At 60.0% G+C, this 24,849-nt stretch carries 24 protein-coding genes and 1 tRNA gene; 13 read left to right on the top strand and 12 right to left on the bottom strand.

The window, feature by feature from the left end; genetic code table 11:
- Window positions 1-819 carry a hypothetical protein gene (locus tag AC0J6G_RS04065; RefSeq protein WP_475251535.1) on the top strand — a complete coding sequence of 273 codons (819 nt, stop codon included), beginning with the start codon at window positions 1-3 and terminating at the stop codon, window positions 817-819.
- 81 nt (window positions 820-900) lie between these two features.
- Here the strand turns inward: AC0J6G_RS04065 and AC0J6G_RS04060 are convergent, their stop codons facing one another.
- The gene (locus tag AC0J6G_RS04060; RefSeq protein WP_475251533.1) at window positions 901-1,338 is read right to left on the bottom strand and encodes a hypothetical protein; all 438 of its coding nucleotides are present in this window, start codon (window positions 1,336-1,338) and stop codon (window positions 901-903) included.
- Between the two features lie 84 nt (window positions 1,339-1,422).
- On the opposite strand from AC0J6G_RS04060, the gene AC0J6G_RS04055 reads away from it, so the two are divergent.
- Window positions 1,423-1,863, top strand: a complete 441-nt coding sequence (locus AC0J6G_RS04055; protein ID WP_475251531.1) for a universal stress protein — start codon at window positions 1,423-1,425, stop codon at window positions 1,861-1,863.
- 38 nt (window positions 1,864-1,901) lie between these two features.
- Here the strand turns inward: AC0J6G_RS04055 and AC0J6G_RS04050 are convergent, their stop codons facing one another.
- Window positions 1,902-2,588 (bottom strand): DUF6901 family protein, encoded by a 687-nt coding sequence (locus AC0J6G_RS04050; protein ID WP_475251529.1) that lies wholly within the window; start codon window positions 2,586-2,588, stop codon window positions 1,902-1,904.
- Between the two features lie 75 nt (window positions 2,589-2,663).
- On the bottom strand, window positions 2,664-4,577 hold the full coding sequence (locus AC0J6G_RS04045; RefSeq protein ID WP_475251527.1) for an ATP-binding cassette domain-containing protein: 1,914 nt from the start codon (window positions 4,575-4,577) through the stop codon (window positions 2,664-2,666).
- 369 nt (window positions 4,578-4,946) lie between these two features.
- Between AC0J6G_RS04045 and AC0J6G_RS04040 the strand changes: the two genes are divergently transcribed.
- Complete coding sequence (locus tag AC0J6G_RS04040) at window positions 4,947-6,872, top strand: transglycosylase SLT domain-containing protein (protein WP_475251525.1); 1,926 nt, start codon at window positions 4,947-4,949, stop codon at window positions 6,870-6,872.
- Between the two features lie 50 nt (window positions 6,873-6,922).
- Here the strand turns inward: AC0J6G_RS04040 and AC0J6G_RS04035 are convergent, their stop codons facing one another.
- Window positions 6,923-7,729, bottom strand: coding sequence for an MOSC domain-containing protein (locus tag AC0J6G_RS04035; RefSeq protein ID WP_475251523.1), 807 nt, complete (start codon window positions 7,727-7,729; stop codon window positions 6,923-6,925).
- Between AC0J6G_RS04035 and AC0J6G_RS04030 the strand changes: the two genes are divergently transcribed.
- Window positions 7,728-8,207: a DUF1499 domain-containing protein gene (locus AC0J6G_RS04030; RefSeq protein WP_475251521.1), complete on the top strand. Its 480-nt coding sequence runs from the start codon at window positions 7,728-7,730 to the stop codon at window positions 8,205-8,207. The two genes, AC0J6G_RS04035 and AC0J6G_RS04030, sit on opposite strands and share 2 nt — an antisense overlap.
- 35 nt (window positions 8,208-8,242) lie before the next feature.
- Here the strand turns inward: AC0J6G_RS04030 and AC0J6G_RS04025 are convergent, their stop codons facing one another.
- Window positions 8,243-9,178, bottom strand: coding sequence for a chemotaxis protein CheV (locus AC0J6G_RS04025; protein ID WP_475251520.1), 936 nt, complete (start codon window positions 9,176-9,178; stop codon window positions 8,243-8,245).
- A gap of 116 nt (window positions 9,179-9,294) precedes the next feature.
- Window positions 9,295-10,191: a lipid kinase YegS gene (yegS, locus tag AC0J6G_RS04020; protein WP_475251518.1), complete on the bottom strand. Its 897-nt coding sequence runs from the start codon at window positions 10,189-10,191 to the stop codon at window positions 9,295-9,297.
- A gap of 198 nt (window positions 10,192-10,389) precedes the next feature.
- Here yegS and AC0J6G_RS04015 point away from each other — a divergent pair, with 198 nt between their 5' ends.
- Window positions 10,390-11,088 carry a pirin family protein gene (locus AC0J6G_RS04015; protein ID WP_475251516.1) on the top strand — a complete coding sequence of 233 codons (699 nt, stop codon included), beginning with the start codon at window positions 10,390-10,392 and terminating at the stop codon, window positions 11,086-11,088.
- A gap of 124 nt (window positions 11,089-11,212) precedes the next feature.
- Here the strand turns inward: AC0J6G_RS04015 and AC0J6G_RS04010 are convergent, their stop codons facing one another.
- From AC0J6G_RS04010 to AC0J6G_RS04000, 3 genes are all read right to left on the bottom strand, one after another.
- Window positions 11,213-12,772, bottom strand: coding sequence for an FGGY-family carbohydrate kinase (locus AC0J6G_RS04010; RefSeq protein ID WP_475251513.1), 1,560 nt, complete (start codon window positions 12,770-12,772; stop codon window positions 11,213-11,215).
- A gap of 85 nt (window positions 12,773-12,857) precedes the next feature.
- The gene (locus AC0J6G_RS04005) at window positions 12,858-14,441 is read right to left on the bottom strand and encodes a glycerol-3-phosphate dehydrogenase/oxidase (protein ID WP_475251511.1); all 1,584 of its coding nucleotides are present in this window, start codon (window positions 14,439-14,441) and stop codon (window positions 12,858-12,860) included.
- A 2-nt stretch (window positions 14,442-14,443) separates the two neighbouring features.
- Complete coding sequence (locus AC0J6G_RS04000; RefSeq protein WP_475251509.1) at window positions 14,444-16,039, bottom strand: FAD-binding oxidoreductase; 1,596 nt, start codon at window positions 16,037-16,039, stop codon at window positions 14,444-14,446.
- A 139-nt stretch (window positions 16,040-16,178) separates the two neighbouring features.
- On the opposite strand from AC0J6G_RS04000, the gene gliR reads away from it, so the two are divergent.
- Complete coding sequence (gliR, locus tag AC0J6G_RS03995; RefSeq protein WP_475251507.1) at window positions 16,179-17,201, top strand: AraC family transcriptional regulator GliR; 1,023 nt, start codon at window positions 16,179-16,181, stop codon at window positions 17,199-17,201.
- Window positions 17,202-17,261: 60 nt separating this feature from the next.
- On the opposite strand, the gene AC0J6G_RS03990 is transcribed toward gliR, so the two are convergent.
- Entirely contained in the window at window positions 17,262-18,476 is a 1,215-nt protein-coding gene (locus AC0J6G_RS03990) for a molybdopterin molybdotransferase MoeA (RefSeq protein WP_475251505.1), read from the bottom strand.
- The gene (gene moaB / locus AC0J6G_RS03985; protein ID WP_475251503.1) at window positions 18,473-19,012 is read right to left on the bottom strand and encodes a molybdenum cofactor biosynthesis protein B; all 540 of its coding nucleotides are present in this window, start codon (window positions 19,010-19,012) and stop codon (window positions 18,473-18,475) included. Before moaB ends, AC0J6G_RS03990 begins: the two co-directional genes overlap by 4 nt.
- Before the next feature lie 67 nt (window positions 19,013-19,079).
- On the opposite strand from moaB, the gene mobA reads away from it, so the two are divergent.
- The 5 genes from mobA to AC0J6G_RS03960 all read left to right on the top strand — a co-directional run bounded on the left by mobA (window position 19,080) and on the right by AC0J6G_RS03960 (window position 22,357).
- Window positions 19,080-19,661: a molybdenum cofactor guanylyltransferase MobA gene (mobA, locus tag AC0J6G_RS03980; protein WP_475251501.1), complete on the top strand. Its 582-nt coding sequence runs from the start codon at window positions 19,080-19,082 to the stop codon at window positions 19,659-19,661.
- 77 nt (window positions 19,662-19,738) lie between these two features.
- Window positions 19,739-19,960 carry a YgdI/YgdR family lipoprotein gene (locus AC0J6G_RS03975; protein WP_475251499.1) on the top strand — a complete coding sequence of 74 codons (222 nt, stop codon included), beginning with the start codon at window positions 19,739-19,741 and terminating at the stop codon, window positions 19,958-19,960.
- 142 nt (window positions 19,961-20,102) lie between these two features.
- Window positions 20,103-20,179: transfer RNA gene (locus tag AC0J6G_RS03970), tRNA-Pro, on the top strand.
- A gap of 285 nt (window positions 20,180-20,464) precedes the next feature.
- The gene (locus AC0J6G_RS03965) at window positions 20,465-20,689 is read left to right on the top strand and encodes a DUF2061 domain-containing protein (RefSeq protein WP_475251497.1); all 225 of its coding nucleotides are present in this window, start codon (window positions 20,465-20,467) and stop codon (window positions 20,687-20,689) included.
- Between the two features lie 108 nt (window positions 20,690-20,797).
- Complete coding sequence (locus AC0J6G_RS03960; RefSeq protein WP_475251495.1) at window positions 20,798-22,357, top strand: glycoside hydrolase family 17 protein; 1,560 nt, start codon at window positions 20,798-20,800, stop codon at window positions 22,355-22,357.
- Here AC0J6G_RS03960 and AC0J6G_RS03955 read toward each other — a convergent pair whose 3' ends face one another.
- Window positions 22,358-22,726 carry a hypothetical protein gene (locus AC0J6G_RS03955; RefSeq protein ID WP_475251493.1) on the bottom strand — a complete coding sequence of 123 codons (369 nt, stop codon included), beginning with the start codon at window positions 22,724-22,726 and terminating at the stop codon, window positions 22,358-22,360.
- Window positions 22,727-22,830: 104 nt separating this feature from the next.
- On the opposite strand from AC0J6G_RS03955, the gene AC0J6G_RS03950 reads away from it, so the two are divergent.
- Together AC0J6G_RS03950 and AC0J6G_RS03945 are read left to right on the top strand one after the other, a co-directional pair.
- Window positions 22,831-23,403 carry a hypothetical protein gene (locus tag AC0J6G_RS03950; protein WP_475251491.1) on the top strand — a complete coding sequence of 191 codons (573 nt, stop codon included), beginning with the start codon at window positions 22,831-22,833 and terminating at the stop codon, window positions 23,401-23,403.
- Window positions 23,404-23,544: 141 nt separating this feature from the next.
- Entirely contained in the window at window positions 23,545-24,843 is a 1,299-nt protein-coding gene (locus tag AC0J6G_RS03945; protein WP_475251489.1) for a serine/threonine protein kinase, read from the top strand.
- Window positions 24,844-24,849: the final 6 nt, after the last annotated feature.

The raw sequence follows: 24,849 nt of genomic DNA, 5'->3' as shown, positions 1-24,849 counted from the left end.
ATGACGAGCCGCATGCTTGCCATCGTTTTGAGCACCTTGCTCGCAGCAACCCTCCCCCTATTTAGCGCCACCCTCCACGCCGCAGACGCCGCCACCAGCTTGTTAAAGCTGCACCAGCTTCGTCTTGCCACACAAAAATCCCTGGGCGACTTCTATATGTTCAATGGCATGGAAGGCGATCAACGCTATGCGCGGATGATCAACGACTCGCTGAGCGAGGTGAATAGCCACCTGACGACGCTGACGGACATGCCCGGCGAAGGCGCCAAAGCCCTGCGCGCGCAGCTTGACCAGCAATGGAAGGGTTATGAGATGGATCTTAACAACCTGGTCAACGCCCTGAAGAGCCAGGGCTACACCGATCTTCAACCGGTGGCAGATTTAGCTGCACGCAACCAACACCTGATGACCCTGAGCCAGGAGCTGTATAGCAAGATTCAACAGGAGGGCAATTACAGCGTGCCCGCTCTAACTCAACGCAGCCGCGAGCAGAGCCTGCTGATGCAAGGTATCGCCGTAGACTATGCCTCACGCAGCGCCTCGGTCGGCGCCACCTTTATGGGCGGTGGTGACACGCGCTCGATAGAAGACATGGTGAGTGAGTTCAGCAACAACATGAAGACACTGAAGAAAGACCCGAAGAACACCCCGCAGCTTGCGCAGTCCTGGCAGGGGGTCGCCACCAAATGGCGCTATATTGAAAAATCGTTGATCAATTACAACGAGAACAGCGTGCCATTTCTGGTCAACAAGTACTCCAACACCATCATTCAAGGCATCGAACAGATTTCCAGCGAATACGCGACGGCCAATCTCTAACAGCCCCTGCTATCAATATCCGCTTCACCGGCCTGCCTGGCCGTACTCCAGCCCAGTGCCTTTACTGGGCTTTCTTTTTCTTCAGGCTTGGGCCTGGAGAAGGTCAACAATCTTTTGCAGGGCTTCGTTGCCTCCTCGCTCACCCCAGCATACCGACAGCATCTGATCGCTGGCCTCAACCTTGAATACATCCACCGGCAACACCTGCAACAGGGCCATCAAGGGCTGATCAGCACAGGGTTCGCGCCATCTATTAACCCACTGGCCCGGCTCCAGCTGCCAGTAGCACCAACTGTCAGACCGACCAGGCCGGCGCGCGCGATAGTATTGCGGGCACGAGTCTGGTGGCAGACTCGACAACCAGTGCGGCCACTCCTGCGGCGACAATTGCATGGCCACGCCCAAGCGACGCGCCTGCATGCGCACATCCATCAGCCCGCGCTGGCGTCGCGACGGCGCCAACCATGTCAACGGACTTAACATTACGGCCAGCAGTAAAAGCGCAAACCAGGGATTCATATCATTATCTCGCAGGCAAAAACCTGTCATAAGCATTCAAGAAAGCCATACTAAAGCCATTGACCCACTTGCAAGGAGCTAACCATGCCCTACCAGCACATCTTGGTCGCCGTCGACCTCACCGAAGAATGCGACCCCGTCATGCAGCGCGCGCAAAAATTGGCTACCAGCAGCGCCGCCAAGCTGTCCGTGGTGCACATCGTCGAACCCATGGCCATGGCCTTTGGCGGCGACGTGCCAATGGACCTGTCGATGCTGCAGCAGCAACAGTTCGACCAAGCTCGTGAGCGCCTGGATAAATTTGCCAACAAGTACCCTGAACTCGGCACCGAGCATCGCCACCTGGCCTATGGTCAGCCGCGCCAGGAAATCCATCGGCTTGCCGAAGAACAGCAGTGCGACCTGATCATTGTTGGCAGCCACGGCCGCCACGGCCTAGCCCTGCTACTCGGCTCTACCGCCAACGACGTGCTGCATGGCGCACCCTGCGATGTATTGGCAGTGCGACTAAAGAAAGCCGAGTAATCGTGTGCCACGCATAACGCAGGCGTGTTCCGCAGGCGTTATGCGGTGTGATCGCGAGGCCCCATGACCAACGGACGAATCTTCTGCAGCTGAGTCTCCAGCGAATAGGTCATGCTCGACGCCATGGAGAAGAAGGTCAGGAACGCCTTAAGGTTGGAGTCGCCTTCACAGGTGGCATGAATGCGCTGCCAGAACGCCTGATTAACCAGCTGCAACTGCTGGAACATTCGCACCAACCCCTTCAGCTCCCAGTCTGCCGCCTGCCCTTCCCGCAAATTGAAATATTGCTGCGTGAGGTACAGCGACACCGCGCGCAGAACAAACTCCTGGCTGTTGGCGAAGGGTAGATGGTGCTGCGCCATGGGCTTGAGCTTACCCAGTACCGGACACGCACTGGTCGCCATAATCACCCCGAGCAGCGCCCGCAAGCCCTCTTCCAGACCGACCTGCTTGTTGTACTCGCGCTCAGGCGTGCGCACCCAAACAGCGACTCTCTTGAACGCCGGCAGGCCCTGAAAATCCTCAATCACCCGGTGCAAGTCGACAGCCGCCGGACAATGGCTGAAGTTGTCCTTGCTCAACGGGCAATTGCTGCACTGCTGATACTCAAGGCGCGCCCAGGCTGGCGCACTCTGCGCAGCTTCTGCCGAATACACCCGATCCAGTTCAATCCTGTAACTGAACTGGTGATCATCATCGAGTGTAATGCTGTATTCGATGGCCATGACCGTCTCCACCAGAAGCCTGAAAGCTCACCTGAGCGCTAACTTTTTATCCGCGCAGTTTAGTTAGGCGCGTGCTTAACCTTCCAGCTCAGCCCAGCGCTCAACCAACTGCTCCAACTCATGCTGCGCAGCCTGCAGCTTTGCCAGTACCTCAGCGCTCTTTTCCGCAGGCTGCTGATAGAAGCTCGACGCAGCAATCTGCTCCTGCAGGCTGGCAACGTGGGTTTCCAGTGCATCGATCTGCCCCGGAATGGCTTCCAGCTCGCGCTGCAGCTTGTAGCTTAGCTTTTTCTTGTTCGACGCTGCCGCCACCGGCTCGACTGCCACCGGAGTCGGGGTCACTGCTGAAGCAAGCTCAGGCTTGCCAGCTTTACTCTCGCCAACTCCAAGCAAGCGCGGCGAACCGCCCTGGCGCAGCCAATCCTGATACCCACCGACGTATTCACGCACCTTGCCTTCACCCTCGAACACCAGGGTGCTGGTCACCACGTTATCGAGGAAGGCCCGGTCGTGGCTGACCATCAGCACAGTGCCCGGGAAGGTCAGCAACACTTCTTCCAGCAACTCCAAGGTTTCTACGTCGAGGTCGTTGGTCGGTTCGTCCAGCACCAGCAGGTTGGCCGGTTTACTGAACAGCTTGGCGAGCAACAAACGCGCCCGCTCACCGCCTGACAGCGCTTTGACCGGGGTGCGCGCACGCTGCGGACTGAACAGGAAGTCGCCCAGGTAGCTCAGCACATGGCGGTTCTGCCCGTCGATCTCGATAAAGTCACGGCCTTCTGCAACGTTATCGATTACAGTTTTTTCCAGATCAAGCTGATGACGCAGCTGGTCAAAGTACGCCACATCAATGCGCGTGCCTTCGGCTACTTCACCGCTGGTGGGCTGCAAACCACCGAGCATCAGCTTGAGCAAGGTGGTTTTGCCGGTGCCGTTGGCGCCGAGCAGACCGATGCGATCGCCGCGCTGCAGCACCATGGAGAAGTCCTTGATCAGGAACGGTCCGCCCGGATGCGCAAAGCTGACGTTGTCCAGCACCATCACCTGCTTACCGGATTTCTCCGCGGTTTCCAGCATGATATTGGCCTTGCCGGTGCGCTCACGGCGCTCGCTGCGCTCCACGCGCAGGGCCTTCAGGGCGCGTACACGACCTTCGTTACGGGTGCGGCGGGCTTTGATGCCCTGACGGATCCACACTTCTTCCTGAGCCAGGCGCTTATCGAACAGCGCGTTGGCGGTTTCTTCGGCAGCCAGGGTCGCTTCCTTGTGCACCAGGAAGCTGGCGTAGTCACCGTTCCAGTCGATCAAGCCGCCACGGTCCAACTCGAGAATGCGCGTGGCCAGGTTCTGCAGGAAGGAACGGTCGTGGGTGATAAACAGTACCGCCCCCTGGAAATCGGCCAAGGCTTCTTCCAGCCAGGCAATCGCGCCGATATCCAAGTGGTTGGTTGGCTCGTCGAGCAGCAGTAGATCCGGCTCGGAAACCAGCGCCTGGGCCAGCAGCACACGGCGACGCCAGCCACCGGACAGTTCGGCAAGGGTTTTATCAGCCGGCAACTGCAGGCGGCTCAGGGTGCTGTCGACCAGCTGCTGCAAGCGCCAGCCGTCACGGGCTTCGAGGTCTTGCTGCACATGCATCAGCTTGTTCAGGTCGTCTTCGGTAACGCAGTTCTGCGCCAGGTGGTGATATTGCGCGAGCAACTCACCTACGCCATCAAGCCCCTGGGCGACGACATCGAACACGGTACGATCATCGGCGACAGGTAACTCCTGCGGCAGCTCACCAATTTTCAGCCCAGGCGCACGCCACACGGCGCCGTCATCGGCCTTTTGATCGCCCTTGACCAGCTTCATCATGCTCGACTTGCCGGTGCCGTTACGGCCGATGATGCACACCCGCTCGCCACGGGCAATCTGCCAAGACACCTTGTCCAACAGCGGCATTGCGCCGTAGGCCAGGGAAATATCAGTGAACTTGAGCAGGGTCATGGCGCGCCTCAACAAAAAAACGACGGGTGAAAGCTGGTAAATCCGCAGCTGAGCAACGGGCTTCGTTGCATTCAGTGCACAGCGGCAACCTGAAACACCCAAAAAATCATCTGCAGCTGCCCGAGGCACCCGCAAAACAGGGCGCGTATTCTAACCGAGATGCGCATTGGCCGAGCAGGCAATTTCGGCCGGTCGCCGGGCGAGTTACGTCGCTGCCTTGTGCCATCCGGCCAGCAGACGCTCTAGCGCGCCCCATCAACGCTAAGCACAGCTCGAGCGCGGCAATTACGCGTTGCAACGCATTGAGCCTTCACCCTCTTGGGGCAAAAGACTAAGCTAGGGCTATACGCACTATTGCCTGGAAGTGTCATGCGCGGTTCCTTTATTAGCCTATTGTCCTGCTTAGTACTGTCCTCTTTGGGGTTATCTGCGGCGCAGGCAGCTCCCTTAGCGCAACAACGCCTGTATTACGACCAAGCCAAAGCCGCACTGGAAAAGGGCGATAAAGGCCCCTATGAACGCTATGCCAGTGCCCTGCGTGACTATCCACTGGAACCTTATCTGGCCTATGACGAGCTGACCGCGCGGCTGAAGTGGGCCAGCAATGACGAAATCGAAAAGTTCCTCGCCGAACACGGTGACCTGCCGCAAATCAGTTGGATGAAGCTGCGCTGGTTGCGCTGGCTGGCTGAGCGCGGTGAATGGCAGACCTTTATTAACTACTACGACCCTGCACTCAACTTTACTGAGCTCGACTGCCTTTACGGTCAATATCAGTTGAGCCACGGCATGCAGGTTGAAGGTAACGCCACCGCAGAAAAGCTCTGGCTGGTGGGGAAATCGCAGCCCAACGCTTGCGACCCGCTGTTCGAGCGCTGGGCCGCCGCTGGCCAGCTGACGGAGCAGAAACGCTGGCAGCGCGCCAAACTGGCAGCCGAAGCGCGTAACTATGGCCTGGTCACTCACCTGATCAAGACCCTGCCAACCCTCAGTAACCAGGGCAAAAACTTGCTGGATGTAGCGCAGAAGCCAGAGCTGCTAAAACAAACCAGCCGCTTCACCCAATCCGATCCGGCCACGGCCGATGTAGTCAGCCTCGGCCTGCGCCGCCTGGCCCGCCAAGATCCGGAAACCGCACTAAAACTGCTCGACAGCTATGCCCCACGCATGAAGTTCTCTAGCGAGGAAAAGGTCGCTATCGCCCGCGAAATCGGCCTGACCCTAGCGAAGCGTTTTGATGCCCGCGCCTTGCCGGTGATGGCCAAGTATGACCCTGAACTGCGCGACAACACCGTGAGCGAATGGCGCGCGCGCCTGCTATTGCGCTTGGGACGCTGGGAGGAAGTCAACCAGCTGACCCGCAGAATGCCCGCTGAACTGGGCAACACCAACCGCTGGCGTTACTGGCAGGCGCGCAGCCTGCAATTGGCGCAGCCCAATAGCCAAGAGCCGAAAGCGCTTTACCAATCACTGGCCAAGGAGCGCGATTTCTATGGCTTTATGGCCGCCGATCACGTGCAAGCGCCTTATCAGCTGAAAAATCAGCCGCTAGCCCTAAGCCCGCAAACCATCCAGAAAGTGCGTAATTCGGCTGCCATTCGCCGAGCACTCGAGTTCCATGCGCGCGGTCAGGTCGCCAATGGGCGGCGTGAGTGGTACAACGTCACGCGCCTATTCAGCCGCGATGAAATGGTGGCCCAGGCCCGCCTGGCCTACGAGATGGGCTGGTACTTCCCGGCCATCCGCACCATCAGCCAAGCGCAGTACTGGGATGACCTGGATGTTCGCTTCCCCATGGCCCACCGCGACCAACTGGTTCGCGAAGCGCGTAACCGCGATATTCATTCCAGCTGGGTGTTTGCCATCACTCGGCAGGAGAGCGGTTTTATGTCCGACGCCAAATCCCACGTCGGCGCCATGGGCCTGATGCAGTTAATGCCGGCCACCGCCAAGGAAACCGCCAAGCGTTTCGGTATCCCGCTGTCTTCGCCGCAACTGGCTTACCGACCGGAAATTAATATTCAGCTGGGGACCGCTTACCTAAGCCAGATTTACGGCCAATTCAACGGTAACCGCGTGCTCGCTTCTGCCGCCTACAACGCCGGTCCAGGCCGCGTTCGCCAGTGGCTGCGCGGGGCAGACCATCTGTCGTATGACGTGTGGATCGAGAACATCCCGTTTGATGAAACCCGCCAGTACGTGCAGAACGTGTTGTCCTACTCGGTGATCTACGGCGAGAAACTCAACGCGCCGCAGCCACTGGTGGCCTGGCACGAGCGTTACTTCGACCAGTAATGACTAATATAGGCACGCTCAACCGCAACGGTTGGGCGTGCACGGCCTACTCACTCCAGCACCTGCACCGGCATATCCAGACGCAATTGCCCTTCGCCACAGGCGATCAGGTTCTGCCCGAAATACACATTGCCGTCACGCTCACGGTAGGTTTTCAGGGTAGTGAGCGGTTCACGATCCGCGCTGCGCTCACCAGTCTGCGGGTCGAGGGTGGTCATGATGCAGCGCGAGCAGCCCTTGACCACACGGAATTCCAGCTCACCGATGCGGATGCGCTTCCAGCTGTCCTCGGCATAAGCTTCGCTGCCGCTGACCACTAAATTCGGGCGAAAACGCAGCATTGGCAGCGGTCGACCAACCCGCATCGACAGATCATCCAGTGACGCCTGACCGATCAGCAGCAAAGGGAAACCATCGGCAAACGCCACATTGTCACCCATCTCGGCATAAGCCGTATCGACTTGACGGGCACGCGCTTGTGAAAAATGCACCAGCCGGCAAGCTCGGCCGAGCCACTGGCTCAGCCACTGCGCAGCCTGATCACCAGCATCCGGCACTTGCAGGCTGTCGCTCCAGATGGTCACGTGCTGCAACGGCTCCTGCTCATCCGGCACGGCCACCTGCAGTTCAGCCATGCCCGGCGCACTCAGTTGCAGGTGCGTACTACCCAACCAGCGCGCCTGAAGCTGAGTCAGTTGCGCCAGTAACCGCTGGGTAAGGAAGCGCCCCGATTGCGCATCGACTACCATCCAGCGGCGATCACCCAGCACGCCCAAGGCATCCAGCGCCGTTTCGCGCAGAGCCTCGCCTGCCGCAGACTTCAATGGATAACGATACAACCCGGAGAGATGCAGCATGAACCCAGTTTCCCTTTGGCAAAACGCACTTATACGAATAACCCAGCGCGCCCACAAGCCTGCACTGGCATTACCTTTGGCCATATTGCTCAGTGCCTGCAGCGGCACCGCGCCAGATAATCTGGGCATCCACAAAGGCCGTTTGGCCGCCTGCCCGGATTCACCCAACTGTGTGAATAGCCAGGCCAGCGATGCTCAACACGCAATCGAGCCACTGCCGTTGAAAGGCACGCCCGAGCAAACTCAGGCACGCTTAAAAGCGCTAATCAGCGAAGAGCCGCGCGCGACGCTGGTGGAGGAAGTGCCGGGTTATTTGCGCGCGGAATTCAGCAGCAAGCTGATGCGCTTCGTCGATGATGTGGAATTTATGATCGGTGATACTGCCGTGCAGGTGCGCTCTGCATCACGTCTGGGTTATGCCGATTTCGAGGTCAACCGCGAGCGCATTGAGCGCCTGCGCCAGCGTCTGAGCGAATAACACTACTGACGTATGCACTGGCGCTGACGCCCGGCTTATTCAGCCGGATGCAAAAGCGCCAAGCGTTCAGAGACGACATCCACCAGTTTGTCCGGCTGGAACTTGGAGAGGAAATTATTGCACCCCACCTTCTTCACCATGGCCTCGTTGAAGCTACCGGACAGTGAGGTGTGCAGCACCACGTACAGGTCTTTAAGCCGCGGGTCACTGCGGATTTCGGTGGTCAGGCGGTAGCCATCCATCTCCGGCATTTCCGCATCGGTGATCACCATCAGCAGTTTCTCGTGCACATCGACCCCGGCGTCAGCCCAGCTTTTCAGCAGGTTCAGCGCGCGCAGCCCATCACTGGCCGCATGGCAGCGAATATCCAGCTGCGCCATGGTGCCCTTGAGCTGACTCATGGCGACGCTGGAGTCGTCCACCAGCAAGACTTCACGGCCTCGGGCGTATTCAAGCAGCGGCTCGGCGAGTTTTTCCGGAGAGACCTTAGTGCTCATTGGGGTGATTTCCGCCAGCACCTTCTCCACGTCGATGACTTCGACGATCTGGTCTTCGATCTTGGTAATCGCCGTCAGGTAATGCTGGCGGCCGGCGCCACCTGGCGGCGGCAAAATGGACTCCCAGTTGAGGTTGAGAATGCGCTCAACGCCACCCACCAGGAACGCCTGCACGGAGCGGTTGTACTCAGTGACAATAATGGTGCTGCGCTCATCCGGCACAATCGGGCGCATGCCAATGGCCTGGGACAGGTCGATCACCGGCAGGGTCTGCCCACGCAAGTTGACCACACCGCAAACAAACCGGTGACGCTGCGGCATCAGGGTCAACTTGGGCATTTGCAGAACTTCCTGCACCTTGAACACGTTGATGGCAAATAGCTGCCGACCGGCTAGGCGGAACATCAGGATTTCAAGGCGGTTCTCACCCACCAGTTGGGTGCGTTGGTTCACTGAGTCGAGAATACCGGCCATTTTTGGCTCCTGTTTGTTGATCAATTTAGCCTAGCTCAAATGGCCATAACCTGATGTATCGGCCTTATACCGCGCATCTGAAGGCAGATACTCGGCGAAGGCCAGCCAGACCTTACCTAGGCGGTCAGCAGCGGTGAATTTTCCGGCAAATGCACCCGAAGAGCAGCCGGCAAAGCCATAAACCGCAATTTACGACTGTCCATCGGCTCACCATCCAGATTGAGGTCAAGCCCTTCCGGTGCCTCAACCTCCAGCCAAGCCACCCGCGCACTCAGGGCCACGCTCTGCAAACCATTGATGCCGCCAGACAACAGCGTGCCCAAGGTGCCCACCACATCAGTCGCCGCCGGCACAATACACACATCCAGCAGACCATCATTGACCCGTGCCTGCGGGCACAGCACATGCCCACCACCGGCCTGGCGACCATTACCGATACCAAGCGCAAGAAACTCGCCCTCCCAGTTAAAGTCCGGCCCGGTAAAGCGGCCGAACGAAGACTGCACTTCGGCAAAGCGGGTCAGGCCCGTCAAAAAATAGGCCGCGCCGCCGAGCACGCGCTTGAGATCCTCCGAGGTATTGGCGGTGACGTTGCAGCCAAAACCACCGGTGGCCATATTGAGGAACACTTGGCCGTCGACTTCCCCCAAATCAATAGGTTGTGCCGGCTCATCCAGCAAGGCCAGTGCCGTCAAAGGCAGTAATGACACACCTGCAGCACAAGCAAAGTCATTGGCGGTCCCCAGAGGCAGCAGCGCCAGGCTGGCGTTGGTTTTAGCCAGCACCATGGCTTCAGCCACATCACGCAGGGTGCCATCCCCCCCACCGGCAATCAGCGTCGGGTAACCTGCCTGCAGGGCTTCCTTCACCAGACGCTGCGCATCACCCGACTCCCAGGTAACCCTTACGTCCAGTTGCCAACCTTCTTTGCGTCGGGCTTCTACGGCAGCTCTTACATCAGCATTGAGGGCTTGCTTGCCGTGCAGAATCAGCAGCGCTTTACGTTCTTGCATGCCCGGCATTCCTTTCGCATTTTCACAGGGTTTGGCCATCACTCAGTTTGTCGAACACCGACCCAACAAAACATCAAATAAACAGATTATTAAACTCAGTATTTCCACATTTTTAATCGTATTGATTTATTGGATTATCTGTTCATCGCCACTGAACACCGCCGCTGCAAGCCGGTGCTTCTCAATGAGGATACGCAGATGATCGAAGTACGCCCCTTCGCCGAGCTCGGCGGTGCCCATCATGGCTGGCTGAATGCCCGTCATCACTTTTCCTTTGCCGAATACTATGACCCAGCGCGTATGGGCTGGGGGCCACTGCGGGTTTGGAATGATGATGAAATCGCGCCGCACACGGGTTTTCCGCCCCATCCGCACCGCGATATGGAAATCATCACCTATGTACGCCAAGGCGCCATCACCCACAAGGACAACCTGGGCAACCACGGCCGCACCCAAGCCGGTGATGTGCAGGTGATGAGTGCCGGCACCGGGATTGCCCACAGCGAATACAACTTGGAAGACAGCACGACAAAGATTTTCCAGATTTGGATTGAGCCCAATCAATCCGGGCTACCGCCGTCCTGGGGCAGCAAGCCGTTCCCCAGAGGCGAACGCGCTGGCACCTTTATCACCTTGGCCAGCGGTTTTGCCGAAGACCAGGACGCCCTGGCGATACGCACCCCCGCGCGCATGGCTGCCGCCACCCTGCAAGCTGGCCAAAGCACCGAATATCCGCTGGGCGCTTCTCGCAAGGCGTATCTGGTGGCCGCCAGCGGCAGCATTGAGGTCAACGGCGTAAGCGCCCAGGCCCGCGATGGGGTAGCCGTCAGCGATGTCGAGGTGATCCGAGTGACGGCTATCGAAGACAGCGAAGTCATCTTGGTGGATGTGGCCTAAAGCGCCACTGAGAACCCGTCCAAAGGCTCGCGAGCTAGAGCCCGTAGGATGGGTCGGGCCGCGCAGGTTAGCCGAAGGCGTTACCCATCGATATGCCGATGGGTATCGCTGTGTTCAACCCATCCTACGCCGGGTAGCCAGTGATCTTGCGGATCGCCTGATACAGCGGCTTAAGCTGCTTGTACATGCGTTGATAAACCTGCGTGTACAGCTGCTCATAGGTGCGCAGGGCGTCATGGTTAGGCGTAAAAACCTGCCCCACCCGCGTCATGGCGGCAATCGCCGTGGGGTAATCGGGGTACAAGCCCAGCCCGACCGCACAGTTAATCGCCGCGCCCAGGCCGCTGGTTTCATACAGATGCGGGCGCTCGGCCGGCAGGCCGAAGATATCCGCCGTCAGCTGCATGGCCGCATCGCTCTGCGAGCCGCCGCCTGACACCCGCAAACGGGTGATGCGCGTGCCAGAGCGTTGCTCGATTTTTTCTTTGCCCTGACGCAGGGCATAGGCCAGCCCTTCGAGAATCGCCCGGTAGATGTGCGCGCGGGTATGCACGTCGCCAAAGCCGATAATCGAGCCTTTGGCCTCCAGCCCCGGCTCACGAATCCCCGGCGACCAGTACGGCTGCAGCATCAAACCCATAGAACCAGCCGGCACGCTGTTGACCAATTCATCGAACAGCGCTTCGGGCTCGACGCCCAACTCGTTGGCTCGCTGCATTTCGAGCAGACCAAATTCCTTTTTGAACCAACTGACCATCCAGAAGCCGCGATAAATCATCACCTCGGTGTTGAAGTGATCAGGAATCGCCGATGGGTATGGCGGAATCAGCGGGATGGTTTCCAGGTAGGTGCTGCGCGTGGTGTTGATGGTCGCCGTGGTGCCATAAGACAAACAGGCCGTACTCGCCTCCACCCCGCCAGCGCCGAGCACCTCACAGGCTTTGTCGGCACCAGCGGCAATCAGCGGCAAGCCTTCGGGAATCCCGGTATGGCGGCTGGCCGCCGCCGTGATATGGCCCAGCAACTCACCCGGTTTGCGTAATTCAGACAGTTGCTCGCGGCGCACCGATAGCGCCTGCCACTTCCAGTCGCCGGGTTTGGCCCATTGCAGGCGCTTGTAATCGAATGGCAGATAGGCCACGCAACTGGTCAGGGAATCGACAAACTGGCCGCACAGCCGGTGGGTGAGAAAGCCCGAGAGCAGCAGTACCTTGTGGGTAGCGGCCCAGATGTCCGGCTGGTTCTGCGCAATCCAATTGACCTCGGCTTGAGCGCGAAAATAATCCACGGTGGCCTGCGCTCTGACGATCTTGAATAACCAACCCCAAGGCCCTTTGATTGGCTCGCGCACTTCTGCCTGACGCTGATCGAGCCAGAGCATCGCCGGGCGCAGCGGCTGGCCGTGCGCGTCAACATTGATCAGGGTGCCGCGCTGGGTGGTTAGCGATACGCCACGGATTTGGCTACGGTCGATGTCCACCTGTTGCCACAACTGCGCGCACGCCTCGCCCAGGCTAGCCCAGTAGTATTCCGGGTCTTGCTCGGCCCAACCGGGTTGTTTGGAGTAGTAGGCCTCAAGCTCCACCTTGCCCTTGGCGAGCAGGTTGCCCTGAAGATCGAACAGCAGCGCCCGGATGCTCTGGGTGCCGTTGTCGATGGCCAGCAGGTAGTTTTTATCGCTCAAGACACAACCCTTTCTATAAATGCGTGCCGTATTCCGGATGTAATCCGGGGAAACCGCTCCCGGATTGCATCCGGGCTACTGTTCTTCAGGCCTCTGTTGGCAAGCTGTAGCAGTGTTGCCACAGCGCCAAATAATCCTGTTGTTCCTGTTGCCAGCGTGTATCGCTCCAGCCCAGCCGCGCCTGACACAACGCCCGGACACGTGGCAATTCAGCCGCCGCTCCACGCGCCAACAACAGGCCCAGGCGGGTACGGCGCAGCAACAGGTCATCCAGATGCAGCACCAGTTCCTGTTCGGCGGCCCAGGCCAGCTCGGCCCAGAGCGTATCGGTGCCGACCACCTGTTCGGATCCCAGTTCGTCAACCAGCGCTAGCAACTGCGGCAACGCGCGGCCATAGCGGCCGATCAGACGCCGCTGTTGAGCCGGACTGAGCGCGGGCATCGGTTGAGGGGCGAGCGCTGCAAATGTCTGCGCGCCGTGATCATGCACGGCACGGCCAACAAAGGGCGCGCAGGCCTGCAAGACTTCCAACGCCAGCAAGCGGAAGGTGGTCAGCTTGCCGCCCGCCAAGGTCACGCAACCGGGTTCCACCCAGAGCGCATGCTCGCGTTTTTCATCCGAGGGTTTGCGTCCCGGCGCGCCATCGCTGACCACCGGGCGTACGCCAGCCCAGGTCGACAGCACATCCGCCGCACCGATTTCGGCGGCAGGGAACTGCTGGGCGCAGGCGGCCAGCAGGTAGTCCACTTCATCCGGGCTGATGCGCGCTTCTTCAGCCAGCGGAGCCGGGTGATCCAGATCAGTGGTGCCGATCACCGTTGCGCCTTCCCAGGGGAAGACAAACACCGGGCGTTTATCGGCGGCGTGCATAAAGCTGAAGGCATGGGCCACTGGCAAGCGCCAGGCCGGTATCAGCAGATGGCTGCCGCGCAGCGGGCGAATATATTCCAGCTCGGTTTTCTGCCGCAGCTGATCGGCCCAAGCTCCAGTAGCCTGCGCCACGGCGCGGGTCTTGAAGCCGTAGCGCAGGCCAGTCTCACTGTCTTCGGCGAGCAGGCCAGTGACGCGCCCGTCTTCGCGCAGCAACTCGACCACGCGCATGCCGTTGAGCGCTTCACCGCCCTCGGCACGCGCCTCGCCCAGCACGCGCTGGACCAGCCGCGCATCGTCGGTCACCGCATCGAAGAAGCGCGTGCCGCCGAGCAGGCCATCTTCCTTGATGCCGGGTGCCAGGTAGCGCAGTTGCTGCAACGGGTAGTACAGATGATTGCGCTTGCCAGCCAGGGCGTCATACACCGCCAGCAGGCCGCCGAATACCTTGGGGCCGGGAAAGCCGCCCTGGTAGTGGGCCATGATAAAACTCAAGGGATCGACCAAGCCTGGCGCTTCCTGCAGCAGACGCTGGCGCTCGCGCACCGAATCGCGGGTCAGGCCGAACTGGCCCTTGGCGATGTAACGCAGTCCGCCATGCACCATTTTCGAGGAGCGACTGGACGTGCCCCAGGCGAAGTCGCGCTGCTCCAGCAGCAGGCACGTCCAGCCGCGCCGCGCGGCTTCACGCAGAATCCCGGCACCGCTGATGCCGCCGCCGACGACGATCAGGTCCCAATCGCGGGGGGCCAGTTCAGGCAGTGCTCGCTCGCGCCAGGCGGCGTTCCAGTTGTTCATCATCAATCCTGAATCAATACGCCAGGAGCTAGGCGCTGCTCAGGGTCGAAATGCCCAGCCAATGCCTTGAGCGTGGCCATGCCCAATTCGCCTTTCTCAATAGGCAGATAGGGCGCGTGATCGCGGCCGACGCCGTGTTGGTGGCTGATGGTGCCGCGGTTTTCGGCGATGGTCAGGCTGGCGGCATGTTTGAGCTTCTGCCAGCGCGCCATGGCCTCGGCATAGTTGCTGCCGGGGCGGAACACGTAGGTGGTGTAGATGCTCGAGCCTTCGTTGTAGACGTGGGACAGGTGGGTAAACACATGCACCTGTTCGCCCTCTTCGCTCAAGCCGTTGCGCAAGCTGGCCTCAACCTTGTTCAGCAGGTTGTCGACATTGCTCCAGTCGGTGGCGGTTTCCAGGGTGTCCACCACATAACCGGCAGCCCACAGGCCATGGCGCAGGTAGGGGAAGCGGAAGCGGTTTTCTGCCCATTTTTTGCCCAGCAAGGTGCCGGTAAACACGCCGTAAAAGCGCTTGAGCAACTTCTTCGCCTGCTTCAGCGAGGCGGCATTTTGTGTGCGGCTGCCGGTCACGCCGAAGGTCAGCATGCACTTGCCATCGCGCGCGCCGCGCAGGTCCAGGTATTTTTCCAGCCAGGCGATCTGCTGCGGATGGCCGGCCAAGGCCAGCTGAGTTTTGGTTTCAATGGCGTTGGACAGGCGCAACATCGACAGCGGCACGCGCGCCTGAGCCAAGCTGCGAATGGCGTTCAGCGCCTGCTGCCAGCTGGGCAGAAACACCGCGTAGAAATTCTCCTGCTCGGCCAGGCGGGTGATGCGCACTTTGACCTCGGAAATGATGCCGAAGCGCCCTTCCGAACCCATGAGGATTTCGCGCAGATCAGGCCCCGCGGCAGACGCCGGGAAGGTCGGAATTTCCAGAGTGCCGGCAAAGGTCTCGACCTTACCGCCAGCAAACAACTGCTCGATGCGCCCGTAGCGCAGCGACTGCTGGCCACTGGAACGGCTGGCCACCCAACCGCCCAAAGTCGACAGCTCCCACGACTGCGGAAAATGGCCGAGGGTATAGCCCTGCGCGCGCAACTGGCTTTCCACCTGCGGGCCAGCGGCACCGGGGCCGAAGGTAGCGATCAGGCTGTCGTGATCGATCTCGATCAGCTTGCCCATGCGCTCAAGCGATAACGTCAGCACCGGCTTGCTGCTGGCCTGCGGGTTGATATGCCCGGCCACCGAAGTGCCACCGCCGTAAGGAATCACGATCAGATCCTGCTGACTGGCCCAGGCCAGTAATTCGCGGATCTGCGCGGCGCTTTCCGGGTAGGCCACGCCATCGGGGAACACACCGAAATCGCCGGAGCGCATCGCCAACCAGTCCGGCAGGCTTTGGCCACGGGCGTGACGCACGCGGTCTTCGGCATTCAGGCAGATCAGTGGATGAGCCTGCAGACGCGAGGCAGGCACCGTCGCCAGCACCTGCTCCAGGCTGGCATCAGCCAGCGTCTGACCTGCGCCAATCAGCTCGGCCAGAAAAGCCTCACCATGGGCGGGCAGCTCCACCACCGTTGCGTCATCACCCCAGCCGTTCCAACGTCGCATCTGTGTCTCCCGGATATTTCAGTCACCTGCAATGGCTGCCTATACTAGCGGGCCACACGTGGGCGTCACTGTCGTATCGAGCCAGCCGATATCGCCAATCAAGCCATTCAGAATATGCACTCAGAACAAGAACAGGCCCATGGAAAACCTCGGCTACACCTCTGTGCCCTCCCTGCTCAAATACCTGCGCCATGCCGAACAACTGGGTCTGGATACCGATCAGGCCTTGGCGGCAGCCGGCATTAACGCCGCTGAACTGACCGACAACAGCAAACGCATCCCCAGTGAAACCCACGAGCGCCTGCTCGGCCATCTGCTGCAGGCATCCGATGACCCGCTGTTTGGCCTGCACTGTGCGCGGTTTGTGCAGCCGGGCTCCTGGAGCGTGCTGGGCTATATCACCATGAACTGCGCCACCCTCGGCGAAGCCATGAGCCGCATCATGCCCTATGAAAAACTGGTGGGTGATATGGGGGTCAGCCGGGTCGAGGCGGCCAGTGATCACGTCAAAATGATCTGGACCTGCCGCCATCAGGCCGAGCCGATTCGCCGGCACATGGTGGAAAACGTCTTGGCCTCCTGGCTGCTCTATGCGCGCTGGATCGCCGACATGGACCGCTCACCCACAGAAGCCTGGTTCGAGCATGCCCTACCGCAGGGCGTGGATGTGGCTGAGTACGAAGCGATTTTTGGCTGCCCAATTCGTTTTCAGCAAAGCTGTAATGCGCTGATCGTGCCGCTGGAGTACCTCAGCGTGCCGCTGCGCCAGGCCGACGCTAACCTGCTGCGCACCCTGGAAGAACACGCCCTCACGCTGATGGCTGGGCTGGACGACAACGAGCCACTGCCGCAACGGGTGAAAAACGCCCTGCGCCTGCTGCTCAAAGATGGCCTGCCGCGCAAAGAACGCGTAGCAGAGAAATTCAACGTGACGGTGCGCACCCTGCAGCGTCACCTGCAGCTGGCTGGCACCAGCTACCAGCAGATTCTCGATGAGTTGCGTCAAGAACTGGCCGAGCACTACCTGCTGCGCAGCGACCTGGCGATTCAGGATATCGCCAGCTACCTGGGCTTTACCGAATCGCGCTCCTTTCACCGCAGCTTCAAAACCTGGACCGGGCAAACACCGGGCGAATTTCGCGAAAGCCGACGCAATAGCTGACACCGTTGGTGGATGGGTAAAGCGCCATCCACCGTGCAGGGACACATCAAGCGCACTGCCCTATCCGAGAATTTCGCTTAGCGGGATAAACCTCAGACTATCGCCCTCGCTCAAGGTGGTGTTCTCCAGCACCTCGGCAAACCCCTCAGCCCAGGCGGCGCTGCGCAGAACACCGGAGCTCTGGTTCGGGTAAGGCACCACGCGGCCGTTTTCCAGGCGTGCACGCAGGTATTCGCGGCGATTACCTGGCTTGCTCCAGGTAAATCCAGCCGGCATCGGAAAGCCCAACGGCTCGACCCGCTGCACACCCAAACGGCGCAACAGATATGGCCGCGCGAGCAGGCCAAAGGTGACCAGGGTCGAGGCCGGATTACCCGGCAGGCCGATCACCGGCACGCCACGGAACTGCCCGCAGGTCAGTGGCTTGCCCGGCTTGATCGCCAGCTTCCACAGCGCCAGCTCGCCCTCTTCGCGCAGGGCCATACCCAGGAAGTCCGCCTCGCCCACTGATACACCGCCGGTGGACAGAATCAGGTCAACATCGCTCAGCGCGCCCAACGCCGCGCGGGTCAACTCCAGGTCATCGAGCAGAATGCCGCCATCCACCACCTCGCAGCCCAGACGCTGCAACCAGGCGATCAGTAAACGGCGGTTGCTGTTGTAGATCTGCCCGGGGCCGAGCGGCTGACCCGGCTCGACCAGCTCATCGCCAGTCGATAAAACGGCCACGCGCGGGCGCCGGCGCACCGTCAATTCGGCGCACCCCAGGGACGCAGCCAGGCCCAGTTCGATCGGGCCTAAACGAGTACCGGCCGGCAATACCGAATCACCAACACGGTTTTCCTGGCCCTGGGCGCGCACGTTCTGCCCGCGCTTCGGTGGCTGGCTAAAGGCAACGCGGCCATCCTTGCCGAGCACGGCGTTTTCCTGCATTTCCACACTATCGGCGCCGTCTGGCAGCGGCGCGCCGGTAAAGATCCGCGCACAGGTGCCGGGCTGCAAAGGTGCCGGCGCGCTGCCGGCCTGGATACGTTGGCTGACGACCAGAGGCTCGCCCGCCCAATCGGCATGGCGCAGGGCATAGCCATCCATGGCGCTGTTGTCCCACGGCGGCAGATCCAGCTCAGCCAGCAACGGCTCGGCCAATACTCGGCCTGCGGCGTCGCTCAGCGTGACCCGCTCACATTCAACAATCGCGCTGGCTTCGGCCTGCGCCAGCAACTGCGCCAGCGCCGCCTCAACGGGCATCAGCCCTGGCTGGTCACAGCCGCTCATCCACGGCTCTCGCAGGCGACCACCGATTTGAGATGCGGGACGAAATTGCACGGGCGATGACGGTTATCCAACTGCTCGCCAAGGATGCCATCCCAGGCAGTGCGACAAGCGTTGGTCGAACCCGGCAGGCAGCACACCAGGGTGCCGTTGGCCAGGCCGGCCAAGGCGCGGGATTGGGTGGTCGAGGTGCCAATATCAGGCACGGAAATCTGCCGGAATAACTCGCCGAAACCATCGACCTGTTTGTCCAGCAAACAGGCCACGGCTTCCGGAGTGCTGTCGCGGCCGGTGAAGCCGGTACCGCCGGTGATCAGCACCACCTGCACCTGGTCTTCGGCAATCCAAGTGGCAACTTGGGCGCGAATTTTATACAGATCGTCCTTGAGCAAAACTCGCGCGGCAAGTTGATGGCCAGCGGCTTGCAGGCGATCGATCAGCAGCTGGCCGGAGGTATCGGTTTCCAGGCTGCGGGTGTCACTGACGGTCAAAACAGCAATGTTCAGGGGCACAAAAGGTGCGTCGGCCTTATGGCTCATGGCAGGCTTCCAGTTATGGTCAATAATGGCGGCCGTTATATCACAGGGCTGTTTTCGGAGACCGTTTATGCCTGGCGTAAATACATCACCCACATGTTCAGTGTTGCTGCTTGCCGGCGGACGCGGACAGCGCATGGGCGGTGCGGATAAAGGCCTGCTCGAGTGGCACGGCAAACCACTGATTGCCTGGCTGCATAATTTGGTTCGGCCGCTGACGGACGACTTGATCATCTCCTGCAACCGCAACCGTGAATGCTACGCCCCCTTTGCTGACCGCCTGGTGCAAGATGATGACAGCGATTTCCAGGGCCCGCTGGCAGGTATTCGCGCGGGCCTGCGCGCCGCTCGCCAGGCGAATGTGTTGATCTTGCCGTGCGACGCGCCCCAACTCGACAAATCGCTAGTTGAGGCGCTACTCAGCATGGCCGCTGAGCGCGCAGTGGTGGTGCGTCAGGACGAGTTTCTCGAACCGCTGTTCAGCGTCATTCCCCGCGCACTGCTTGCCGACCTGGAACAGGCCTGGCAAGCCGGCGAGCGCAGCCCACAACGTTGGTTGCGCAGCCTTAATCCATTGACAGTGGAGTGCCCACTCGGTGACCCTCGCCTGGCCAACATCAATACCCTCGACTTGCTGACGGCACGCGGATAAACACCGACAAGGGAACTTGACCGGCAAAGTTTCGTCACAAGCAAGGTAAAAACCCCTATCCAATCAAGGAGAAACCCATGTCTCAGCGGATTATTCCAGCATTGCTGCTTACCTTGGGCCTGGTCGCGCTGACTGGTTGCGCGTCCCCAACTGTAATTACCCTCAATGATGGCCGTGAAATCCAGACCATCGACGAGCCGGACTTTGATGAGGATTCGGGCTTCTACGAGTTTGAGCAACTCGATGGCAAACGCGCCAAGGTCAACAAGGATCAAGTGCGTACCGTCAAAGAGCTGTAAGCCAATGATCCAGGCGGCGTCTCCTTTATTTGAGGCGACGCCTGGGCTCTAACATAGGCATTTCACGCACACGGCAATAGAAAAAATTAAAAACCAACCCCCCTTGTGCAGCAAAACTTTTTCAGTAAAATTTCGGCCCATTCGGAGTGTAGCGCAGCTTGGTAGCGCGTCTCGTTCGGGACGAGAAGGTCGCAGGTTCGAATCCTGCCTCTCCGACCATTCCCCATGCAGCGTGTTTGTTTCGGTAAAACATGCTGCACAAAAAACCGGCCCATGAGGCCGGTTTTTTTATGCGTGTTGCGCATCTTTACCCCCCCCCCAAATGGCGCATGCCCGCTAGCCTGCGGTGAGCCCCGTTAGAGCATGGCCCATGCCATTAGCCACCTACACGCCTCGATTAATTATCAAAAGCTATCAACACCATCACATCAAAACACTTTAACAATATACGTTAGCCCCCTACATTGCTTCTCAATAAAGGTTAATTCTCATTTGAGGTGCAGCGTGCTCAAGACTGTGACGTTTACCCTGATGCATTTTTGCATCGCCTTCGGCGTCACTTACGCGCTGACCGGCAGTATTGCCGCCAGTGGCTTGGTGGCCGCCATCGAACCGCTGTGCAACTCGGTGGGTTTCTACTTCCACGAAAAGCTCTGGCAGCGCATTGAAGGGCGCTCAACGCCTGCCGATTCACAGCCTAAACACGCCTGGCTGCATCACCAGGCGTGACGGCTTGATACACACGTACAACACAGCCGGCTGAGGCGTAAAAACAGCCAGCAGGACGCTCAGTCAATCCGCTACTATGCGCGGCTCAGCCACCATACGCGTCCGATCATGCCTGTCACTTCTCGCTTCCCTGCAGCGCCCTACCTGCTTGCCTGCCTACTTGGCTTGCTGGCACTTTTTGGCCTTTGGTTTGGTATTGGCCAACCCGTTGAATTAGCCGATGCTGCCACCCCCACACATAAACTGCAGTGCGCGTCCTACACGCCGTTCGATAAAGACCAGTCACCTTTTGATCAGCCGATGCAATTGCGCCCCGAGCGCATGGATGCGGACCTAGCGATACTGGCTAAGCGTTTTGAATGCCTGCGCACCTATTCGGTAACCGGTCTGGAAGACCTACCCAATATGGCGCGTAAGCATGGCCTGAAGTTGATTGTTGGCGCCTGGGTCAGTCGCAACCCAGCCGATACGGCCGTTGAAATTGCAGGTTTGGTGAAGACCGCCAACGCGCACCCAGACGTCATTCAGGCAGTGATCGTCGGTAACGAGGCGCTACTGCGCAAGGAAGTGACTCCACAGCAACTGGTGGCGCTGATTGAGCAGGTCAAAGCACAGATCAAACAACCGGTAACCTACGCCGACGTCTGGGAGTTCTGGCTCAAACACCCGGAAGTCGCGCCTGCAGTGGACTTCATCACCATCCACCTGCTGCCCTACTGGGAAGATAATCCCGCGGGCATTGAAAGCGCGCTGCATGAAGTCGCGCAGGTGCGCCACACGTTTGGCAACGCCTACGCGCCCAAGGACATTCTGATCGGCGAAACCGGCTGGCCGAGTGAAGGCCGCCAGCGCGAAACAGCGGTGCCAAGCCTGGTCAATCAGGCGAAATTCATCCGCGGCTTTGTCGCGTTGGCCGAGCAGAATGGTTGGCACTACAACCTGATTGAGGCGTTTGACCAGCCGTGGAAGCGTGTCAGCGAGGGCGCAGTGGGCGGTTACTGGGGTTTGTATGACGCCGACCGCCAGGACAAATCGATCCTCGCCGGCAGCGTCTCCAACCTGCCGCATTGGCCGGCTTGGCTGGCGTTGAGCCTGGGCCTATTTGCCGCCACGCTGCTGCTCGCGGGGCGCCCACAGTCGCCGCGTGCCGCTCTACTCCTGCCATTACTGGCGGCGATTGGGGCCGGCTGTATCGGTTTGTTTGCCGAGTTGACGCTGATCACCAGCCGCTATGTGGGCGAATGGCTTTGGGCTGGCGCGCTGATTGCCCTGAACCTGCTGATCCTGGCCCACGCTGCCCTGCTGCTCAGCCAGAAGACGGGCTGGCGCGCACGGCTATTCAACTGGCTGCATAGCAAAGGCGCGCTGTGGCTAGCGCTGAGCGGTTTTGCTGGGGCGGTGATGATGCTCGCGCTGGTGGTGGACGCGCGCTACCGCAGCTTCCCCAGCGCCGCACTCTTGTTGCCTGCGCTGGTTTACCTGTGTCGCCCAGTGGGCGGCTACCGCCGTGAAATCGCCCTGCTCGCCCTGCTGATCGGCGCCTGCATTGCGCCGCAGCTGTACCAGGAAACTCTGAGCAACGGGCAGGCTCTGGGCTGGGCGCTGACCTGCGTGTTACTGGTGGCCGCGCTGTGGCGCAGCCTGCGGGTTAAAACGCAGGCCGCCTGATCAGGCAGTTTGCGGCGCACGCACCCAGCGCAACAGCGCCAGCACCACGGCAAATACCGCGAGGCTGGCGCTGTACAACACCAGCGCTGGCAGACCGAGCAGCAATGCAGGTACCGCCAGGCGCTTGCCCCAAGCGCCTGGCAGCACAAATGCCAGCACGGCACACACCAGCGCCGCCCACGCCAGGACTCGAAAGTGAATCAACCAGCCGAGGCTCGCGCGCACCTGACACGCCAACTGCTGCGGAGCGTCGACGCACAAGCCAACCCACTGCGCACCCTCCATCAGCTGATAACGCAGCACAAAGCTCAGCGTTAGACACAAGGCTGCAGCGATCAGCAGAGCAGTCAGGGGCAGATAACGGGACATAGGCAACTCAAGCAGACAAAAAGGCTGCGTAGGATAAGCCGCCACGTCACGGATAACATCCCCCGAGATCGCGTCCCCACAGCCGCTGCAGCTAGAATCCAGCCATGATCATACGTCGCCTGATACTCATAACCGCCAGCTTGCTCGGCCTCTGGATGCTATGGGTTATTGTGCTGCCCACGCCCGGCAGCCTGCCGCCCACAACGCCGCCGCCCAGCGGTAGCTGGCGCGTGACTGAGCACACGGTCAGTGCGCTGGAGAATTTCCAGCTAGAGGCGCGCATCCTGGGCCGTGAAGATTATTACTTCGACCGCGGCGCCAAGCTCTCACCGACTGATCTGGCACTCGGCTGGGGACCGATGGCTGAGCCTGAGGTGCTGCGCCATATCAGCATCAGCCAGCGCAACCGCTGGTACTTCTGGCGCGACGAACAACTGCCAATCGAGCGCCGGCAAATTGAGATCCACAGCGCCAACATGCACCTGATACCGGCTAACGCGGAGGTCGCCAGCACCCTGGCCGGGCTCAAAGAGGGCCAACAGATTCGCCTGAGCGGACAATTGGTGCGAATCGACGGCGATGACGGTTATCGCTGGGTCAGCTCGCTCAGCCGTGAAGACACCGGTGACGGTGCGTGCGAACTGATCTGGGTCGAACAACTGGCTGTGCTGCCCTAAAGCGCGCCATTGCAACAGAACCTTCTTCGCTTTGTGGCTGCCGCGCGTAACTAAAAGGCACTTGACCGAGCTTATGTGGTCAAATTGAGCCGGCATTATGCCGCTACAGCAGAATCAGCCCCGCTCTTAAGAGATTTAACCATGTCGCACGCCCCTCGCCTGCTTGTCCTTCTCGGTTGCTTGGCCCTGATGACCGCCGCCAATGCTGCTGATATAGATGCCAGCAGCTATGGCTACCCCATCACCAACCCATTCGAAGCGACCATCGCAACCACGCCGCCAGATCTGCGCCCGGAATTACCGGCCGATGCCGACATCAATGAGCGTGATTACCAGATCAAGCTGCGCCCGGAGCGTGAATTCGAGCTGCCCGCTAACTTTTGGTCAGTCACCAAGATGCGTTACCGCATGGCCAAGCAGTCCGGCGAAGCGCCGCTGATCTTTATCATCGCCGGCACCGGCGCGCACTACGCCAGCAGCACCCCGGAATACTTGAAGAAGCTGTTCTACGGCGCGGGCTATCACGTGGTGCAACTGTCATCGCCGACCAGCTATGACTTTATGAGCTCGGCCTCACGCTTTGCCACACCCGGCATTACCCGCGACGATGCCGACGATTTGTACCGCGCCATGCAGGCCGTGCGCGCTCAGCACCCACGCCTGAAAGTCAGCGAGTTTCACCTCACCGGCTACAGCCTCGGCGCACTGCAGGCCGCTTTTGTCAGTGAGCTGGATGAAACCCGCCGCAGCTTCAACTTCAAGCGCGTGCTGCTGCTCAACCCGCCGGTCAACCTCTACACCTCGGTCACCAACCTCGACCGCATGGTGCAAACTCAGGTTAAGGGGATCGATAACAGCACCACTTTTTACGAACTGGTCCTGGGCAAGCTGACCCGCTACTTCCAGAACAAAGGCTACGTCGATATCAACGACGCCCTGCTCTATGATTTTCAGAACTCCGGCGAGCAACTCAGCGACGAGCAAATGGCCATGCTCATAGGCGCGGCCTTTCGCTTTTCCTCAGCCGATATTGCCTTTACTTCGGACCTGATCAACCGCCGCGGCCTAATCACTCCAGTCGACTATCCCATCAGCCAAGGCACCAGCCTTACGCGGTTCTTCGAGCGCGCGCTGCAATGCGACTTTGACTGCTACCTGACCGAACAGCTGATCCCCGTGTGGCGCGCCCGCTATGACGGCGGCAGCGTGGCGCAGCTGATTGATCAAGTCAGCCTGTATGCCGTGGCTGATTACCTGAAAAACAGCAGCAAGATCGCCGTCATGCACAACGCCGACGACGTCATTCTCGGCCCCGGCGACCTGGGCTTTCTGCGCCGCACCCTGGGCGATCGCCTAACTGTTTACCCGCTGGGTGGCCATTGCGGCAACCTCAACTACCGCGTCAATAGCGACGCCATGCTGGAGTTCTTCCGTGGCTAAGCCCAT

The organism is Pseudomonas sp. TS_SC_3, from assembly GCF_056156225.1.
Note: the sequence above shows the minus strand (reverse complement) of the source record. Positions and strands in the feature narration are given on the sequence as shown.

Coding starts and splice junctions, on each gene's coding strand:
- AC0J6G_RS04065 (WP_475251535.1), top strand. CDS start 1: ATGACGAGCCGCATGCTTGCCATCGTTTTGAGCACCTTGCTCGCAGCA.
- AC0J6G_RS04060 (WP_475251533.1), bottom strand. CDS start 1,338: ATGAATCCCTGGTTTGCGCTTTTACTGCTGGCCGTAATGTTAAGTCCG.
- AC0J6G_RS04055 (WP_475251531.1), top strand. CDS start 1,423: ATGCCCTACCAGCACATCTTGGTCGCCGTCGACCTCACCGAAGAATGC.
- AC0J6G_RS04050 (WP_475251529.1), bottom strand. CDS start 2,588: ATGGCCATCGAATACAGCATTACACTCGATGATGATCACCAGTTCAGT.
- AC0J6G_RS04045 (WP_475251527.1), bottom strand. CDS start 4,577: ATGACCCTGCTCAAGTTCACTGATATTTCCCTGGCCTACGGCGCAATG.
- AC0J6G_RS04040 (WP_475251525.1), top strand. CDS start 4,947: ATGCGCGGTTCCTTTATTAGCCTATTGTCCTGCTTAGTACTGTCCTCT.
- AC0J6G_RS04030 (WP_475251521.1), top strand. CDS start 7,728: ATGAACCCAGTTTCCCTTTGGCAAAACGCACTTATACGAATAACCCAG.
- AC0J6G_RS04035 (WP_475251523.1), bottom strand. CDS start 7,729: ATGCTGCATCTCTCCGGGTTGTATCGTTATCCATTGAAGTCTGCGGCA.
- AC0J6G_RS04025 (WP_475251520.1), bottom strand. CDS start 9,178: ATGGCCGGTATTCTCGACTCAGTGAACCAACGCACCCAACTGGTGGGT.
- yegS (WP_475251518.1), bottom strand. CDS start 10,191: ATGCAAGAACGTAAAGCGCTGCTGATTCTGCACGGCAAGCAAGCCCTC.
- AC0J6G_RS04015 (WP_475251516.1), top strand. CDS start 10,390: ATGATCGAAGTACGCCCCTTCGCCGAGCTCGGCGGTGCCCATCATGGC.
- AC0J6G_RS04005 (WP_475251511.1), bottom strand. CDS start 14,441: ATGAACAACTGGAACGCCGCCTGGCGCGAGCGAGCACTGCCTGAACTG.
- AC0J6G_RS04000 (WP_475251509.1), bottom strand. CDS start 16,039: ATGCGACGTTGGAACGGCTGGGGTGATGACGCAACGGTGGTGGAGCTG.
- gliR (WP_475251507.1), top strand. CDS start 16,179: ATGGAAAACCTCGGCTACACCTCTGTGCCCTCCCTGCTCAAATACCTG.
- AC0J6G_RS03990 (WP_475251505.1), bottom strand. CDS start 18,476: ATGAGCGGCTGTGACCAGCCAGGGCTGATGCCCGTTGAGGCGGCGCTG.
- moaB (WP_475251503.1), bottom strand. CDS start 19,012: ATGAGCCATAAGGCCGACGCACCTTTTGTGCCCCTGAACATTGCTGTT.
- mobA (WP_475251501.1), top strand. CDS start 19,080: ATGCCTGGCGTAAATACATCACCCACATGTTCAGTGTTGCTGCTTGCC.
- AC0J6G_RS03975 (WP_475251499.1), top strand. CDS start 19,739: ATGTCTCAGCGGATTATTCCAGCATTGCTGCTTACCTTGGGCCTGGTC.
- AC0J6G_RS03960 (WP_475251495.1), top strand. CDS start 20,798: ATGCCTGTCACTTCTCGCTTCCCTGCAGCGCCCTACCTGCTTGCCTGC.
- AC0J6G_RS03955 (WP_475251493.1), bottom strand. CDS start 22,726: ATGTCCCGTTATCTGCCCCTGACTGCTCTGCTGATCGCTGCAGCCTTG.
- AC0J6G_RS03950 (WP_475251491.1), top strand. CDS start 22,831: ATGATCATACGTCGCCTGATACTCATAACCGCCAGCTTGCTCGGCCTC.
- AC0J6G_RS03945 (WP_475251489.1), top strand. CDS start 23,545: ATGTCGCACGCCCCTCGCCTGCTTGTCCTTCTCGGTTGCTTGGCCCTG.